This is a genomic window from Microbacterium schleiferi (assembly GCF_038150145.1).
Lineage (GTDB): Bacteria > Actinomycetota > Actinomycetes > Actinomycetales > Microbacteriaceae > Microbacterium > Microbacterium schleiferi_B.
On record NZ_JBBWSA010000003.1, the window covers coordinates 166,352 to 181,310 of the forward strand.

A 14,959-nucleotide genomic window follows, 5' to 3' on the forward strand; every position below is an offset into this window, starting at 1 on the left:
CGCACCCGCTCGCATCGACGGCACGAGTCCGCGGATGCCGCGACCGTTCGTATGTAAACTCTGGAAGGTCGCCCCCTTCGACCCGGGGCGGCGACGGGCGAGGAGGCCTTGATCGTGAATGTGCTGAGCTGCCACATCAACACCCTGGTCGCAGACCTGGAGCACCCCGAGCGGGATGCCGCGCTCGGGGTGATCGCGGACGCGGGATTCGACACCGTCGGGCTCCCGCCGGGGGTTTCGCGGGAGCAGGCGCGCGCGCTGCGGGAGGCGCTGCGGCCGCGCGGGTTGCAGGCCATCGTCTTCGTCGTCCAGCGTCCTGGGGCAGATGTCTCGAGCGCCGATGCCGACGAGCGACGCGCGGGTCGCGCACTGCTCGATTCCGCGCTCCAGGCAGCCGACGTGCTCGGCGCGAATCACATCACGGGTGTGCCCTACGCAGCGTACGGACTGTCATCGGTCTGGAGCTCCGACGCGCGAGCGTGGGCAGCCGAGGCCGTCGGCGAGTTCGCGGCCCGCTCGGCTGCCGGGGGTATCGAGGTCAGCGTCGAGGTGCTCAACCGCTACGAGTGCTCAGCGCTCAACACCGTCACCCAGGCTCTCGCGTTCCGTGACCTGTGTGCCCCGGCGAAGCCGAGTCTGCACCTGGACGGATTTCACGTCATGATCGAGGAGGCCTCGCCGCACGACGCGGTCATCCGCGCGGGCGACGGTCTCGGCATCCTCGAGTTCGGGCAGGCAGGTCGCGGAGCTCTGGATGCCGGGAGCCTCGATGTGGCAGCGCTCGTGCGTTCCGCCGTCGCGGCGGGATTCGACGGACCGATTGCGTTCGAAGCCTTCTCCCGCTCATGGTTCCCCCCCGCCGTGGCGGATCGGCTCCGGACCTGGACGGATCTGGACGTCAGCCGCACCGACCTGGTTCGCGAGAGTGCACACTTTCTGCGCCGCGCCGTCGGCGAAGGACGAGCCGAGAGAGGGGGCCTGCGATGACCGAGTCTGTCGTGATCCGCTGGCAGCTCAGGGATTCGCTCGTGGGCTATATGCTCCGGGATCCTGGTTTCGAGGTCGTCGCGACCGGGGGTGCGTCCTTCGACCCGGCGGTCGGAGTCACGCTTCCCGCGCAGCGACAGTCCTCGGGCGAGTTGCGGGCCAGCGGCTCCGTGGTGTTGCGCGCCCACGACGGTGCGCTGACGGTTCCGCTCGTGGGCGTGCGAATCCACGAGCAGACGCTGTGGATCGCAGCGCCGGGAGGCGGGGAAGAAGCACCCGAGCAGGCGTTCGTCACGCTGTCCGGGCAGCAGGAGGCCGGCGTGTTCCAGACGCAGCTGGCCGCCGAGTCCGATGCGCTGTTCCTGTACAACTATGTCCCCGGTGCCGACTTCGGCAGGCTCGAGGTGCGCGTCGTCGCCGAGTGATCAGCGCTCCGGAGGCGGGGCTGAGAGGATGCGGCGCTCGTATTCCTGCAGCGACGATTCGGCGTCCAGCATGCGGACCAGGAGTGCATTGAGCTGGCGCACCTCGTCGACGCTCAGCGATTCGTGCAGAATCGCCTGGCGCTCGAGCGCGACGGGCATGAAGTCATCGTGCACGATCGCGCCCTCGGGGGTCAGGTAGAGAAAGCGCGAGCCCCGCGGGCCGTTGAGCTGCTCGATCATTCCGCGATCGAGCAGAGCGTTCACGCTCTTGGATGCGACGGACTTGTTGATTCCGAGAATGCCGCACAACTCGGCAGCTGTCGCCCCCGGGTGGTTGCCCAACGCGCTGATGAGGCGCCATTCGTTGGTCCCCACGCCGTGCAGGTGGTGGAAGACCCGGGAACCGCCCCAGACGAGGAGGTTGCTGAGTAATCCGAGCAGAGCGGGGGTGTAGGTGTCGCGGTCGATCGTGGCCGGCAAAGGGTCCACGATCAACCCCTTCGCCGCCGCCCGCGCTGTGATCTCGGCGGATCGGTCTGTCATCAGCAGTGATCCTCTCGGCCCCGGTTCGTGGGGGCAAGTCTATGCGGATCGCCGCAAAAACTGAGCGTTTGCAGTTAAACCGGTTCGTATATAACCTATCGTCACGATCACCGGCATTTCGCAGATGCCGACGGGAACAACGGAGTCTCATGACCGCGACACTGACCCGCGACGACGTCATCGTCGACGTGGACCCCTTCTCGAGCGACGCTGCGGCCAGGGCGAAGGCAAACCAGGTGGCTGCGACACCGGCCGACCGCGCCCGTCGCGATCGGCGACCCGCGATGGCCATGACGAGGGCTCCGATGAGGACGAGCGCGGTAGCTGCGAGGAGGAACGGGTTCACGCGAGGCAGATTACAGGCAATAAATTACCGGAAGCAAATTACCTGTGTTGTGTCGCGCGTTTTGTAGGTCAGGTATCATTCGTGAGGTGGGCACTTGGACGTTCCTCACCAATCACGCGCACGTGCTGATCACGGTGGCGCGGGACCCGGGCATCCGCCTGCGCGACATCGCGTCAGCCGTCGGCATCACCGAACGCACGGCTCAGCAGATCGTCAGCGATCTGGTCGAGGGCGGTTATCTGCGCAGGGAGAAAGACGGGCGGCGCAACACCTATCAGTGCGTGAGTGACCTTCCCCTTCGGCATCCGGTGGAAAGCGATCACGCCGTCGGTGAGCTGTTGGCCGCCCTCGGGGCCGACCGTTCGCGCGGATGACGTGCTCGCGCCGCAGCCGTTCGCAGGATTTCTGGACCCGCCGATGATCTACTTGCCCGGTGGCTGTCGACGAACCCGCTGAGTCCCCCGACCCGGTGTCGCCCACGACCCGGCACGGGCGGCGCCGCCTCTTGTCGCGACGGTCGCTCGTGTGGATCGTGATCGCGGTTGTTCTCGCGGTTCCGGCGGTGGTGCTGCCACACCTGGATGCGCTGGCCGGGGGCATCATTCCCATCGCACAGTCGCTTCTGCCCGTGGGAGCACTCGGCCTTCTCGTGATCGCGGTCGTCGCGGCGGTTTCACGCACGTGGATCGGGGCCACTGTCCTCGTGGCTGGCGCCGTGCTCTCGGTGCTTCCGGTGCTCAACCCGGTTGCCGCGGGCGCGGGTGACTGCACGGCGTCAACGCCACTGACAGCGCTCTCCTTCAACGCCAAGTTCGCTGGCGCAGATCCGCGTCAGCTCGCCGACCTGATCCGGGACGAGGGAGCCGACGTGGTCATCCTCGTCGAGACCGATGAGCACCTGATCGGCCAGATCCTGGTAGGGCAGGGTCTTGCTGAGACCCTGCCCTACCGGACGAAGCAGGTGAGCACCAATGCCTACAAGGGAAGCGTGATCCTCTCGGCCCATCCGCTGAGCGCCGAGGAAGGCATCCCCGGGAGTGTTTTCGAGCAGGTGAGCGCCGTCGCCGCCCTTCCGGACGGGTCGGCAGTTCGGGTTGCCGCGGTGCACCCGCCGCCACCGGTCGGCCAGCCCGGAGACTGGTACGAGGCGGTGACCGCAATCGATGAGTGGATCCAGGCCACGAGCGATCCGCGTCTGGTCATCGCGGGCGATTTCAACTCGTCGTTCTCGCACCCCGTTTTCCGGCGAGTGACCGCCGGCCTTGCGACAGCTGCTCAGGCGGCGGGCCCGATCCCGTGGCCGACCTGGCCGCAGGAGAAGCCGGTGCCGGCGTTCACGGCCATCGATCACGTCCTCGCGCGCGGCGCGGCTCCCACGGGGTGGGACAGTGCCTACATCGAGGGAAGCGACCACCGGGCGGTCATCGCGAACTGGGCCCTTTGTGACTCTGCCCGAGGCGTCAGCGGCTGAGCGAAGCGAAGCGCCGGATCGACAGTGGAACGAATACGACGAGCATCACGATGGTGATCAGCAGCACGTAGATCACCGGATGCTGCAACGGCCAGGCGTCAGTTGTTGCACTGCCGCTGGGGGCGTTGCCGAACAACTCCCGGGCCGCCTGCACGAGGGCCGAGACCGGGTTCCATTCGGCGATTACCCGAAGCGGGCCGGGGAGGTTCTCGCTCGGCACGAACGCGTTGGAGATGAAGGTCAGGGGGAACAGGATCAGGAACGAGGCGTTGTTGATGACCTCGGGGCTTCGCACGATCAGCCCGAGGAACGCCAGCACCCACGAGAGCGCGTAGGCGAAGACCAGCAGCAGCGCTACTCCCGCGATGAACTCGAGGGGAGATGACTCGACGCGCCACCCCACGACGAGGCCGGTGAGCATCATGACGATCAGGGAGAGAACGTTGATGACGAGGTCGCCGACCGTCCGTCCGATGAGCACTGCCGACCCGCTCATCGGCAGGGTGCGGAAGCGGTCGATGATGCCGTCCTTGAGGTCTTGGGCCATCGCCGAGCCCGAGTATGTCGAGCCGAACACGATGGTCTGCGCGAAGATTCCCGCCATGAGGAACGACGTGTAGCTCTCGCCCGGAACCTGAATCGACGAACCGAAGACGAACGTGAACAACAGCACGAACATGATCGGCTGGATGAGGGTGAAGATCAAGATGTCGGGAACTCGGGTCAGCTTCTTCACGTTGCGCCAGGTGGTGACGTAGCCGTCTGAGAGGAACCGACTGAACGCCGTCCCAGGCCCCGGCCGCAGCGTTGTGCTGGACGACCCCGTCGTGCGTGCGACCTCGGTGCTCATGCCGCTTCCTCCTCGTCCGCAGCCTGCTCCGCGGCGTGACCGGTCAGCTGCAGGAAGACGTCGTCCAATGTGGGCCTGCGCATTCCGGCATCGTGAAGTTCGACCCCGGCCGCAGCGGTGTCGGTCATGATGCGCGAGAGAGCGTCGGCTCCGTTGCTGACGGGTACCACGAGGCCGCGGGCCCCGTCCGACGCGACCGGACCCGACCCGTAGCGCGAGAGGATCTCACGCATCGCGTCGACGTCGCTTTCGCTCACGAGACTCACCGCGATCCGCTGACCACCGACCGAGGACTTCAACTCGTCGGCGGTGCCCTTCGCGATCACGCATCCGTTGTCGATGATCGAGATCGAGTCGGCGAGGCGGTCGGCCTCCTCCAGGTACTGCGTCGTCAGCAGCACTGTCGTGCCGCCGGCGACAAGCGATTCGATCACGTCCCACAGTGCGAGCCGGCTGCGGGGGTCAAGCCCCGTCGTCGGTTCGTCGAGGAAGAGGACGGGCGGATTGATGACGAGCGCGCCAGCCAGGTCGATCCGGCGCCGCATCCCGCCCGAGAACCCCTTGACCGGACGATTCTGGGCATCCACGAGGTCGAACAGCTCGATGAGCTCCCGCGCCCGCTGCGCTGACCGGCGCCGCCCGAGGTGGTACAGCATCCCCACCATGAAGAGGTTCTCGAACCCGGTGAGGTTCTCGTCGACCGCGGCGTATTGACCGCTCGCGCCGCTCATCCGGCGGATCCGCTGTGGGTCGGAAAGCACGTCGACGCCGTCGATGGTCGCGGCGCCGGCATCGGGTCGGATGAGTGTCGTCAGCACCTTCACCGTGGTCGTCTTGCCCGCACCATTGGGCCCGAGCAGCGCCGCGACGGTTCCCTCCGGCACCGACAGGTCGAGCCCGTCGAGCGCGCGGACGACCGGCGCGCCCCGCGGATGGTAGGTCTTGACGAGCCCTGTCGCCTCGACGAAAGCCATGGCAGGGATGGTAGCGGTCTCCGGCGACATCCGGGTGCCTGGCCGCGGCCCCATGGCTGGGGACTGTCCCGCATGATGGATGCATGGCTGAGCCGGTGACGTCCCAGCGGATTCTCGAGCACGTCCAGAGGCTCGGCGAGGAGCATCCGCCCATCGAGTTGGACTCCGTCGACCGCGGCATCCGTGACCCGCGTGCCGTCGCCGACCGGTACGGGCATGTGATCGACTACCTCGCTCGTGTCGAACTCGAAGTCGACCGCAACGTGCTCGAGCTTCTCGTCCTGCTGCCAGACGTCAGCGAGGTCGACCGGATGTTCTACGCCGACGTGTGGCAACCGCAGGAGATCCAGCACGGCCTGATCCTTGATCGACTGCAGCAGGATCTCGGGCGCCCGGCGGCTGAGCCCGTGCTCGAGGTGTCGCACAAGATGCGGATCATGGGCGTGCTCGCGCACTTCTCCGGGATCCAAGACATCGCGCGGCTGCTGTATTACCTGACCGGCGCCAGCACCGAGCGGCAGGCGGTGCTCGCCTACAACACGATCCACAGCGGGATGACAGGGCTCGGTGAGACCGCGATCGCCGAGACGATCATCGCGCCCATCCGTCGGCAAGAACCCGGCCATTTCGCCTTCTATCGGATGAGCGCGACCGAGCTCGTGCACTCCGGGGCGCTGCGACCCTGGCAGCTCTACCTCGCCCGCGTCCTGCGCGAGAAGACCTACAACCTCGTCGGCACGAACGGACAGGACCGCTACCGCGCGCAGATGGGCGGCGTCGTCACAAGCCTCGGGTTCGACACCGACCTCGACAAGTACGCGCGCGAAGTCGGCCGCATCGAAGCGCAGCTACTGTGGGCGAACGAGCAGGGCATGGAGTTTCCGCCCTACGTCCTGCGGGCCCTCCGCGAGAGCATCGACCTCTACCGCGAGCGGGGCTTCGGCGACGCCGCGTGATGCGGCATCCGTGGCGGCATCCGCTGCCCCGACCGACCTCTCGTGGGTAGGAATTCTCGCCGAGGTAGGGCGATGTGCACGCTCATCGTCCTGCCTCGGTGATCTCTCCTACCTCCGTGAGGCATCGCATAAGACCACGGATGCCGATGGCGGCGTAACCTGACAGCGCGGCCGGATACGGCATCCGACCCGGGACGGAGCTGACATGCACTTCGGGCTGCACATCGCGGACTTCACCTTCGACTCGGGGTCGGCCGAGCTCGGCCAGACCCTCGCGCGGCACGTCAGGCACGCTGAGGATGCCGGCATCCAGCGGATCACCGTCATGGACCACTTCTGGCAGCTGCCCGGCATCGGCCCCGTCGAGCACGAGATGCTTGAGGCTTACGCGACCCTCGGGTTCCTTGCCGCGCACACGCAGAAAGCGATGCTGCACGTCCTGGTCACGGGCGTCATCTATCGGCATCCCGCCCTGCTTGCCAAGCAGGTGAGCACGCTCAATGTGCTCTCGGGTGGCCGGGTCGGACTCGGCATCGGCGCAGGCTGGAACGAGCAGGAGTGTGTCGGCCTCGGATTCCCGTTCTCGCCCGTCGCGCAGCGTTTCCGCGAACTCGAGGAGACGATCCAGATCTGCCAGCAGATGTGGTCGGACTCCGACGAGCCGTATGACGGGGCGATCTGGCAGCTCGGGCGCACGCTGAACTCGCCGCAGAACGTCACGAAGCCGATGCTCATGATCGGCGGCGGGGGAGAGAAGAAGACCCTCAAGCTCGTGGCGCAGTACGCGGATGCCTGCAACCTCAGCGCCCTCGCTGGAGTACCCACGGGCAAGCTCGACGTGCTGCGGGCCCACTGCGACGATGTCGGGCGCGACTACGACACCGTCGAGAAGACCGCCATGATCGGCGTGAATCCCGAATCCACGGCGGACGGCGTCGCCGACCAGGTGCGGGCGCTGGGGGAGGCGGGCTTCACGACGACGTACGTCTTCTCTGTCGGCATCCGTCAGCCCGAGAAGGTCGTCGATCTGATCGCCGGGGTCGCCGCGCGAGTGTAGCGGGCCGAGTCCACCGCACGCCCACCGCACGAAGGTAGGTGTTCTCGCCGAGGTAGGACGTTTCTGGTGCACATGGTCCTACCTCGGCGATTTCTCCTACGTCGCTGCGGTGGCGACGGATGCCGGAGCTCGGCTGCCTGAGTTCAGCCGCCGAGTTCCGATCGCACGATCGCCGCGCCCGCGGTGAGGGCGGCGAGCTTCCCGCGGGCGAGCGCGCGGGGAAGCGGTGCCATGCCGCAGTTCGTGGACGGATAGAGGTTCTCGGCATCCACGAACTGCAGCGCCCGCCGCAGCGTGTCGGCCACCTCATCCGGGGTCTCCACGAGCGTACTCGCCACGTCGATCGCCCCAACCATGACCTTCTTGCCGCGGATGAGCTCGATGAGGTCCATCGGTACATGGGAGCGATGGCACTCGAGCGAGACGATGTCGATGCTCGATTCGCGGATGCGGGGGAAGATCCGCTCGTACTGGCGCCATTCCGACCCGAGCGAGGCCTTCCAGTCGGTGTTGGCCTTGATGCCGTAGCCGTAACAGACGTGCACCGCGGTCTCGCACGTGAGCCCCTCCGCCGCGCGCTCGAGCGCCGCGATTCCCCAGTCGTTCACATCGTCGAAGAAGACGTTGAACGCCGGCTCATCGAACTGGACGATGTCGACGCCGGCCGCGGCGAGTTCTTTCGCTTCTTGGTTGAGGATGCCGGCGAACTCCCATGCGAGCTCTTCGCGGCTGCCGTAATGGGCGTCGTAGAGCGTGTCGATCATCGTCATGGGGCCGGGCAGCGCCCACTTGAGGGGGCGGTCGGTGTGGGCGCGCACGAAGGCGGCATCCTCGACGAACACCGGCGCTTTGCGCGCGACGGGGCCGGCGACCGTCGGAACCGACGCGTCGTAACGGTCGCGGATGCGCACCGTCTCGCGGCGCTCGAAGTCGACGCCCGCGAGGTGTTCGATGAAGGTCGTCACGAAGTGCTGGCGGCTCTGCTCGCCGTCACTGACGATGTCGATTCCCGCGTGCTGTTGGTCCGAGAGCGCCAGCAGCAAAGCGTCTTGCTTACCTTCGGTGAGGATGTCGTCGTCCAGCCTCCAGGGCGACCAGAGCGTTTCGGGCTGCGCGAGCCATGCGGGCTTGGGCAGGCTGCCTGCGGTGGAGGTGGGAAGGAGCGTCACGCCTGGGCCTCCTCCAGCTCGCGGGCGGAGAACTGCGCCGACCACAGCTCGAGCGTCTCCCGGTGCGGATCGATGAAGTGCTCCTGGGCGAACCGGCCCTGCTCGACGGCGAGGCGGCTGCGCTCCTCGCGGTCGTACTCGATGCGTGTGAGCGAGTAGTCGCGCTGGCTCAGGCTCGGCTGGAACCGCGCCGGAGCTGAAGAGTTGGCGTTGTATATCTCGGGACGGTAGATCTTCTGAAAGCTCTCCATGGTGGCGATCGTGGAGATCAGTTCGAGGTCCGAGTAGTCGGTGAGCAGATCCCCGACGTGGTAGAACGCCAGCGGCGCAGCGCTGCGCGGCGGCATGAAGTAGCGGACCGTCATCCCCATCTTCGCGAAGTAGTCATCGGTCAGCGAGTACTCGTCTTGGCGGTACTCGACCCCCAGAACCGGATGCCGCGTGTCGGTGCGCTGGTAGGTCTTGGTGCTCGAAAGGCTCAGGCAGATGACGGGAGCCTTCGCGAAGTGCCGCGTGTAGGCATCCGACGCAACGAAGCTGCGGAACAAGTTCCCGTGCAGCACCCCGAAGTCATTGGGAACGCTGAACCCGGATCCGCTCGCATTATGCGCGGGGAGGACGACACTGAAGTCATAGTCGCGCACGTACGACGAGAAGTTGTTGCCGACGATGCCCGGAATGCGGGTACCTGAGCGGTGGTCGACGATCGTCGTCTCGAGAACCTCGATGATCGGGAAGCGCTCGCCGTCGCCGCCCCCGTCGAGGTCGATCGATACCGAGACGATGTCGAGGTCGACCGAGTAGCGGTCTGCGCTCTCGTTGTCGTCGGCGGCGAGCTCATTGAACCGGTTGTCGATCATCCGGATCGCGTTGCGGAGGTTCTCCCTGCGGTTCTCGCCGCGTGCGAGGTTTGCGAAGTTGGTGGTGGTACGCGTGTTGTCGAGGGGGCGGTAGTCCTCGTCGAAGCGGACGCGTTCGAGGGAGAAGACGGGGACGGGCGGAGACGTCAGACGCATGACAGACCGATCGTGTTCGGGCGAGCCAGGGCGGCCCGCTGAGTTGGCAGGGAGCCGCAGCGCGTGCCCGATGACGTGCTCGGGCGCGAGGCTTCGCGTCATGCTGCGATGTGTTCGAGCATCTCGGCTTCGCGCCCGAGGTGCAACTCGCCGCGTAACACAGTGACGGATTGGTGGGCGGCGCCCACGGGACCCCTTCGGGCTGCTGCTGAGCGTAGGTCTTCTCACCGAGGTAGGACGATCGGTGACGAGATCGTCCTACCTGCGCGATCTTGCCTACGTCGCGGATGCCTCGAGGGGAACGGATGCCGCGCCCGAGCCCACCGGCACGAGGCGGGTCAGCTGGGTGACGTGGCGCGGTTCCAGCTCAGCCAGGCTCGAGACGCCCAGCAGCCGCATCGTGCGCTCGATCTCGGTGCGCAGGATCTCGATCGTGCGGTCCACTCCCTGTCGACCTCCCGCCATCAGCCCGTAGAGGTAGGCGCGGCCGATGAGGGTGAACTTCGCACCGAGGGCGATCGAGGCGACGATGTCGGCGCCGTTCATGATGCCGGTGTCGATCATGACCGTGGCATCCTTGCCGACCTCACGCACGACCTGCGGCAGCAGGTGGAAGGGGATCGGTGCGCGGTCGAGCTGACGGCCGCCGTGGTTCGAGAGAATGATCCCGTCGACGCCGAGGTCTACAAGGCGCACGGAGTCCTCGACGTTCTGGACGCCCTTGATGACGATCTTTCCCGGCCACAGGTCGCGGATGACGGCGAGGTCGTCGTAGCCGATCGTCGGGTCCATCGCGGCATCCAGCAGCTCACCCACCGTGCCGCCGGTGGTCGAGAGCGAGGCGAACTCCAGCTTGGGTGTGGTGAGGAAGTCGTACCACCACCACGGCCGCGGAATGGCGTTGACGATCGTGCCGAGCGTGAGCTGCGGCGGGATCGAGAAGCCGTTGCGCTTGTCGCGCAGGCGTGCACCGGCGACGGGGGTGTCGACCGTGAACATGAGGGTGTCGAACCCGGCGGCGGCGGCCCGGCGGGCCAGGCCGTACGAGATTTCGCGATCGCGCATGACGTAGAGCTGGAACCAGTTGCGCCCGTGCGGGTTCGCGGCCTTCACGTCTTCGATCGAGGTCGTCCCCAGCGTCGAGAGCGTGAACGGGATGCCCGCGGTTCCCGCCGCCGAGGCCCCCGCGATCTCGCCCTCGGTCTGCATGAGCCGGGTGAATCCGGTCGGGGCGATGCCGAAGGGGAGTGCCGAGGGGCCGCCGAGGATCTCGACGGAGGTGTCGAGATCGGGCGCGGGGGTCAGGATGCCGGGGTGGAACTCGATGTCTTCGAACGCCTGCCGGGCCCGGGCCAGCGACAGCTCGCCCTCGGCCGCGCCGTCGGTGTAGTCGAACGCGGCCTTCGGGGTGCGGCGCTTGGCGATCGTGCGCAGGTCGGCGATCGTCAGCGCGGACTGGAGGCGCCGTTTGCGCCCGTCGATCTCGGGCTTCTTGAACTTCATGAGCTCGAACAGCTCAGCCGGCTGGGGAAGCTGACGTTTCACCATGACGGTGTCCTTCCGTGTCATCGGATGCTCGACGGCTGAGGTTCGTAACGCCGAGGGTGGTGTGTCCTGACCACAAGGTAGCGCAGGTCTTCGAGCGTGCCGTCGATCAGTCCGACGGCGCGCGCCTGAACGAGGATGTTGCCGAGCGCTGTCGCTTCGACCGGTCCTGCCAGCACCGGCATCCCGGCCCGGTCGGCGGTGCGTTGACACAGCAGCTCATTGAGAGCGCCGCCGCCGACGATGTGGATCGTTCGCACATCGACGCCGCCGACCTCCCCCGCAGTTCGGGCGGCATCCGCGAACGCCTGGGCCAGTGATTCGACGATGCACCGCACGTATCCGGCGGGTGTCGATGGTCCCCGGATGCCGCGCGCCGTGAACCACGCGTCGATGCGCGCGGGCATGTCGCCGGGTGGGAGGAAGCTCGGATCGTTGACGTCGAAGATGGGGGTGGTGTGGGGTTCGTCCGCGGCCGCCGTGAGCAGCGCGACGAGATCATGGGGAACGCCGGCGCGCTCCCAGCCTCGAATCGTCTCCGTGAGAATCCACAGCCCCATGACGTTGTGGAGGAGCCTAACCCGACCATCCACGCCGCCCTCGTTGGTGAATCCGGCGTCGCGAGCCGCATCGGTCAGGACGGGTCGCTCGACCTCGACTCCCACCAGGCCCCACGTACCGCAGGAGATGTAGGCCGCGGCATCCGCCTGCATCGGCACGGCGACGACCGCAGAGGCCGTGTCGTGTGAGCCGACCGCATGCACCGGCACCGGATGGTCGAGTCCGAGCTCCGCCAGAACGCCGAGGCTCAGCTCACCGATCAGCTCGCCGGGAGAGACGAGCTCGGGAAGGATACGGCGGGGAAGACGGAGCGCCTCGATGAGTTCGTCATCCCACCCACCGTCGCTGATCCGAAGGAGTCCTGTCGTCGAGGCGTTGGTGCGCTCTGCGCGGACGGCTCCCGTGAGCCAGTACGCGACGAGGTCGGGAATGAGCAGCGCCGTGTCCGCGAACTCCAGGATCGCCGGGTCTTCAGCGGCCAGCTGATAGACGGTGTTGAACGGCAGGAACTGCAGGCCGTTGCGCGCATACAGCGAAGGGTGCGGGAAGACCGCGCTCACGGCATCCACTCCGCGTCCCGTGCGCTCGTCGCGGTAGTGGTACGGCTCGCCCAGCATCCGACCGTCCCGCAGGAGCGCGTAATCGACGGCCCAGGAGTCGATGCCGATGCTCGCCAGCTCGGGCGCCCGGCGTACCGCGTCGCGCAGGCCCGCCGTGATTGAGCCATACAGGGTCGTGAGCGACCAGTGCAGCCCGTCTCGGGTGCGCACCGGCGTGTTGGGAAAGCGGGCCACCGCCTCGGCTTCCAAGAGATCCGGCCCGGCGTGGCCGAGCATCACCCTGCCGCTGGTCGCACCGAGGTCGACGGCTGCCACCGTCCGCGTGGAGGTCACGGTCGCTCCACCGTCTCGGAACGTGCAGTCATCGCAGGAACGCCGCCGCCACACCGGAGTCGACCGGGATGTGCAGGCCCGTCGTGCGGGACAGCTCGGGTCCGGTCAGCACGAACACCGCATCGGCGACGTTGTCGGGAACGACCTCGCGCTTGAGGATCGTGCGGTTCGCGTAGAACTGGCCGAGGTCCTCCTCCTTGACGCCGTAGGTCGCGGCGCGGTTCGCTCCCCAGCCCGAGGCGAAGATGCCCGATCCACGTACGACTCCGTCGGGGTTGATCCCGTTGACGCGGATGCCGTACTCGCCGAGCTCGACGGCAAGCAGCCGCACCTGGTGGGCCTGGTCGGCCTTCGTCGCCGAGTACGCGATGTTGTTCGGGCCGGCGAACACGCTGTTCTTGGAGGAGATGTAGACGACGTCGCCGCCCATGCCCTGCGCGATCATCGCCGCCGCGGCCGCCTTCGAGACCAGGAACGAGCCCTTCGCCATGACGTCGTGCTGCAGATCCCAGTCCTTCTCGGTGGTCTCCAGCAGCGGCTTGGACAGCGACAGCCCCGCGTTGTTGACGACGAGGTCGATGCCGCCGAAGGCGAGCACGGTCGCGTCGATCGCGGCCTGCACGGCTGCCTCATCGGCGACGTTCGCGGCCACCCCGATCGCGACATCCGTGCCGCCGAGCTCGGCGGCGGCGGCCTGCGCCTTCTCGAGGTCCAGGTCGGCCACGACGACGCAGGCGCCCTCGGCGGCCAGACGGGTCGCGATCGCCTTGCCGATGCCGGATGCTGCGCCGGTGACGAACGCGATGCGGCCCTGGTGGGACTTCGGCTTCGGCATCCGCCTCAGCTTTGCCTCTTCGAGCGCCCAGTACTCGATGCGGAACTTCTCGGCATCGCTGATGGGTGCGTACGTCGACAGCGCCTCGGCGCCGCGCATGACGTTGATGGCGTTGACGTAGAACTCGCCGGCCACGCGTGCGGTCTGCTTGTTCGCTCCGAAGCTGAACATTCCGACGCCCGGCACGAGCACGATGAGGGGGTCCGCGCCGCGGATGGCGGGGCTGTTCTCGTCGGCGTGAGCGTCGTAGTAAGCCTGGTAGTCGGCGCGGTAGGCGGCGTGCAGGTCCTTCAGGCGCGCGAGCTGCTCGTCGACGGATGCCGTGGCCGGAAGGTCGAGCAGCATCGGTTTGACCTTCGTGCGCAGGAAGTGGTCGGGGCAGCTCGTACCGAGCTCGGCGAGGGCCGGCGCCTTCTCGGAGGCCAGGAACTCGAGCACGGCATCCGTGTCGGTGTAGTGGCCGACCATCGGCTTGTCGGTCGATGCCAGGCCTCGGATCGTGGGAGCCAGCGCCGCCGCCCGCGCGCGCCGCTCGGCCTCGGGGAGCGCCTCGAAGCCGTCGCGAACTCCTCCAAACGGGTCGGGTTTCCCGTTCTTTTCGATGTAGGCGGTAGCCGTGGCGATGATCCATGAGGAGTTAGCCTCGGCCTCGTCGGAGGTGTCGCCCCACGCGGTGATGCCGTGGCCGCCCAGGATGCAGCCGATGGCCGCCGGGTTCTGCGCCTTGATCGCGGCGATGTCCAGGCCCAGCTGGAAGCCCGGCCGGCGCCACGGCACCCACACGACCTTCTCGCCGAAGATCTCACCGGTCAGCCGCTCGCCGTCAGCGGCGGTGGCGATCGCGATGCCGGCATCCGGATGCAGGTGATCGACGTGTGCGGCATCCACGAGCGCGTGCATCGCGGTGTCGATCGAGGGGGCAGCTCCCCCCTTGCCGTGCAGGCAATAGTCGAACGCGGCGACCATCTCGTCCTCGCGCTCGACGCCCGGGTAGACGTCCACGAGCGCGCGCAGCCGGTCGAGGCGCAGCGCGGCCAGTCCCTGCTCGGTGAGGGTGCCGAGGTCGCCCCCGGACCCCTTGACCCACAGCAGCTCGACGGGCTCGCCGGTGACCGGGTCGGCATCCGTGCCCTTGGCCGACGTGTTCCCGCCCGCGTAGTTGGTCACCTTGGGGTCTGCGCCGAGGCGGTTGCTGCGCGCGAGGAGGTCGGCGACGGTCTGGTTGGTCATGCGTTGCTGTCCTTCGTCAGAGTTGTCGTACGCGAGGGGTCGCAACACGCCGCCATCGCGCTGGGCGATGCGGCGTGTTGCGACCCCTCGGCGAGGAGGGG

14 protein-coding genes are annotated in these 14,959 nt (G+C 67.4%); 6 read left to right on the forward strand and 8 right to left on the reverse strand.

Features of this window, described 5'->3' with window-relative positions:
* The first annotated feature begins 114 nt into the window (after positions 1 to 114).
* Together AADH62_RS04305 and AADH62_RS04310 are read left to right on the forward strand one after the other, a co-directional pair.
* Positions 115 to 987, forward strand: a complete 873-nt coding sequence (locus tag AADH62_RS04305) for a sugar phosphate isomerase/epimerase family protein (RefSeq protein WP_341578417.1) — start codon at positions 115 to 117, stop codon at positions 985 to 987.
* A complete protein-coding gene (locus AADH62_RS04310; protein WP_341578418.1) occupies positions 984 to 1,412 on the forward strand; it encodes a hypothetical protein in 429 nt (142 codons plus the stop codon). The genes AADH62_RS04305 and AADH62_RS04310 overlap by 4 nt, the downstream gene beginning before the upstream one ends.
* Here AADH62_RS04310 and AADH62_RS04315 read toward each other — a convergent pair whose 3' ends face one another.
* Entirely contained in the window at positions 1,413 to 1,955 is a 543-nt protein-coding gene (locus AADH62_RS04315) for a MarR family winged helix-turn-helix transcriptional regulator (RefSeq protein WP_300592916.1), read from the reverse strand.
* 432 nt (positions 1,956 to 2,387) lie between these two features.
* Here AADH62_RS04315 and AADH62_RS04320 point away from each other — a divergent pair, with 432 nt between their 5' ends.
* Both AADH62_RS04320 and AADH62_RS04325 read left to right on the forward strand, forming a co-directional pair.
* Positions 2,388 to 2,675, forward strand: a complete 288-nt coding sequence (locus AADH62_RS04320) for a helix-turn-helix domain-containing protein (protein ID WP_341578419.1) — start codon at positions 2,388 to 2,390, stop codon at positions 2,673 to 2,675.
* Between the two features lie 59 nt (positions 2,676 to 2,734).
* Entirely contained in the window at positions 2,735 to 3,772 is a 1,038-nt protein-coding gene (locus AADH62_RS04325; RefSeq protein WP_331790807.1) for an endonuclease/exonuclease/phosphatase family protein, read from the forward strand.
* Here the strand turns inward: AADH62_RS04325 and AADH62_RS04330 are convergent.
* Both AADH62_RS04330 and AADH62_RS04335 read right to left on the reverse strand, forming a co-directional pair.
* Complete coding sequence (locus AADH62_RS04330) at positions 3,762 to 4,622, reverse strand: ABC transporter permease (RefSeq protein ID WP_331790806.1); 861 nt, start codon at positions 4,620 to 4,622, stop codon at positions 3,762 to 3,764. The genes AADH62_RS04325 and AADH62_RS04330 overlap by 11 nt on opposite strands.
* On the reverse strand, positions 4,619 to 5,596 hold the full coding sequence (locus AADH62_RS04335; protein ID WP_341578420.1) for an ATP-binding cassette domain-containing protein: 978 nt from the start codon (positions 5,594 to 5,596) through the stop codon (positions 4,619 to 4,621). The genes AADH62_RS04330 and AADH62_RS04335 overlap by 4 nt, the downstream gene beginning before the upstream one ends.
* 83 nt (positions 5,597 to 5,679) lie before the next feature.
* Here AADH62_RS04335 and AADH62_RS04340 point away from each other — a divergent pair, with 83 nt between their 5' ends.
* Positions 5,680 to 6,552: a GTP-binding protein LepA gene (locus AADH62_RS04340; protein ID WP_331790804.1), complete on the forward strand. Its 873-nt coding sequence runs from the start codon at positions 5,680 to 5,682 to the stop codon at positions 6,550 to 6,552.
* 205 nt (positions 6,553 to 6,757) lie between these two features.
* The gene (locus AADH62_RS04345; RefSeq protein ID WP_341578421.1) at positions 6,758 to 7,609 is read left to right on the forward strand and encodes an LLM class F420-dependent oxidoreductase; all 852 of its coding nucleotides are present in this window, start codon (positions 6,758 to 6,760) and stop codon (positions 7,607 to 7,609) included.
* Positions 7,610 to 7,752: 143 nt separating this feature from the next.
* On the opposite strand, the gene AADH62_RS04350 is transcribed toward AADH62_RS04345, so the two are convergent.
* From AADH62_RS04350 to AADH62_RS04370, 5 genes are all read right to left on the reverse strand, one after another.
* The gene (locus AADH62_RS04350) at positions 7,753 to 8,778 is read right to left on the reverse strand and encodes a methionine synthase (RefSeq protein WP_341578422.1); all 1,026 of its coding nucleotides are present in this window, start codon (positions 8,776 to 8,778) and stop codon (positions 7,753 to 7,755) included.
* Entirely contained in the window at positions 8,775 to 9,794 is a 1,020-nt protein-coding gene (locus AADH62_RS04355) for a putative oxygenase MesX (protein ID WP_331791050.1), read from the reverse strand. The genes AADH62_RS04350 and AADH62_RS04355 overlap by 4 nt, the downstream gene beginning before the upstream one ends.
* Before the next feature lie 276 nt (positions 9,795 to 10,070).
* Entirely contained in the window at positions 10,071 to 11,342 is a 1,272-nt protein-coding gene (locus AADH62_RS04360) for an alpha-hydroxy acid oxidase (RefSeq protein ID WP_331790801.1), read from the reverse strand.
* A gap of 17 nt (positions 11,343 to 11,359) precedes the next feature.
* A complete protein-coding gene (locus AADH62_RS04365; protein WP_341578423.1) occupies positions 11,360 to 12,793 on the reverse strand; it encodes a rhamnulokinase family protein in 1,434 nt (477 codons plus the stop codon).
* 28 nt (positions 12,794 to 12,821) lie between these two features.
* Entirely contained in the window at positions 12,822 to 14,858 is a 2,037-nt protein-coding gene (locus tag AADH62_RS04370) for a bifunctional aldolase/short-chain dehydrogenase (protein WP_341578424.1), read from the reverse strand.
* Positions 14,859 to 14,959 lie beyond the last annotated feature (101 nt).

Excerpts from the sequence above, each read along its gene's own strand:
- AADH62_RS04310 (WP_341578418.1), top strand. The coding sequence starts at position 984 with ATGACCGAGTCTGTCGTGATCCGCTGGCAGCTCAGGGATTCGCTCGTG.
- AADH62_RS04315 (WP_300592916.1), bottom strand. The coding sequence starts at position 1,955 with ATGACAGACCGATCCGCCGAGATCACAGCGCGGGCGGCGGCGAAGGGG.
- AADH62_RS04330 (WP_331790806.1), bottom strand. The coding sequence starts at position 4,622 with ATGAGCACCGAGGTCGCACGCACGACGGGGTCGTCCAGCACAACGCTG.
- AADH62_RS04335 (WP_341578420.1), bottom strand. The coding sequence starts at position 5,596 with ATGGCTTTCGTCGAGGCGACAGGGCTCGTCAAGACCTACCATCCGCGG.
- AADH62_RS04340 (WP_331790804.1), top strand. The coding sequence starts at position 5,680 with ATGGCTGAGCCGGTGACGTCCCAGCGGATTCTCGAGCACGTCCAGAGG.
- AADH62_RS04345 (WP_341578421.1), top strand. The coding sequence starts at position 6,758 with ATGCACTTCGGGCTGCACATCGCGGACTTCACCTTCGACTCGGGGTCG.
- AADH62_RS04355 (WP_331791050.1), bottom strand. The coding sequence starts at position 9,794 with ATGCGTCTGACGTCTCCGCCCGTCCCCGTCTTCTCCCTCGAACGCGTC.
- AADH62_RS04360 (WP_331790801.1), bottom strand. The coding sequence starts at position 11,342 with ATGGTGAAACGTCAGCTTCCCCAGCCGGCTGAGCTGTTCGAGCTCATG.
- AADH62_RS04370 (WP_341578424.1), bottom strand. The coding sequence starts at position 14,858 with ATGACCAACCAGACCGTCGCCGACCTCCTCGCGCGCAGCAACCGCCTC.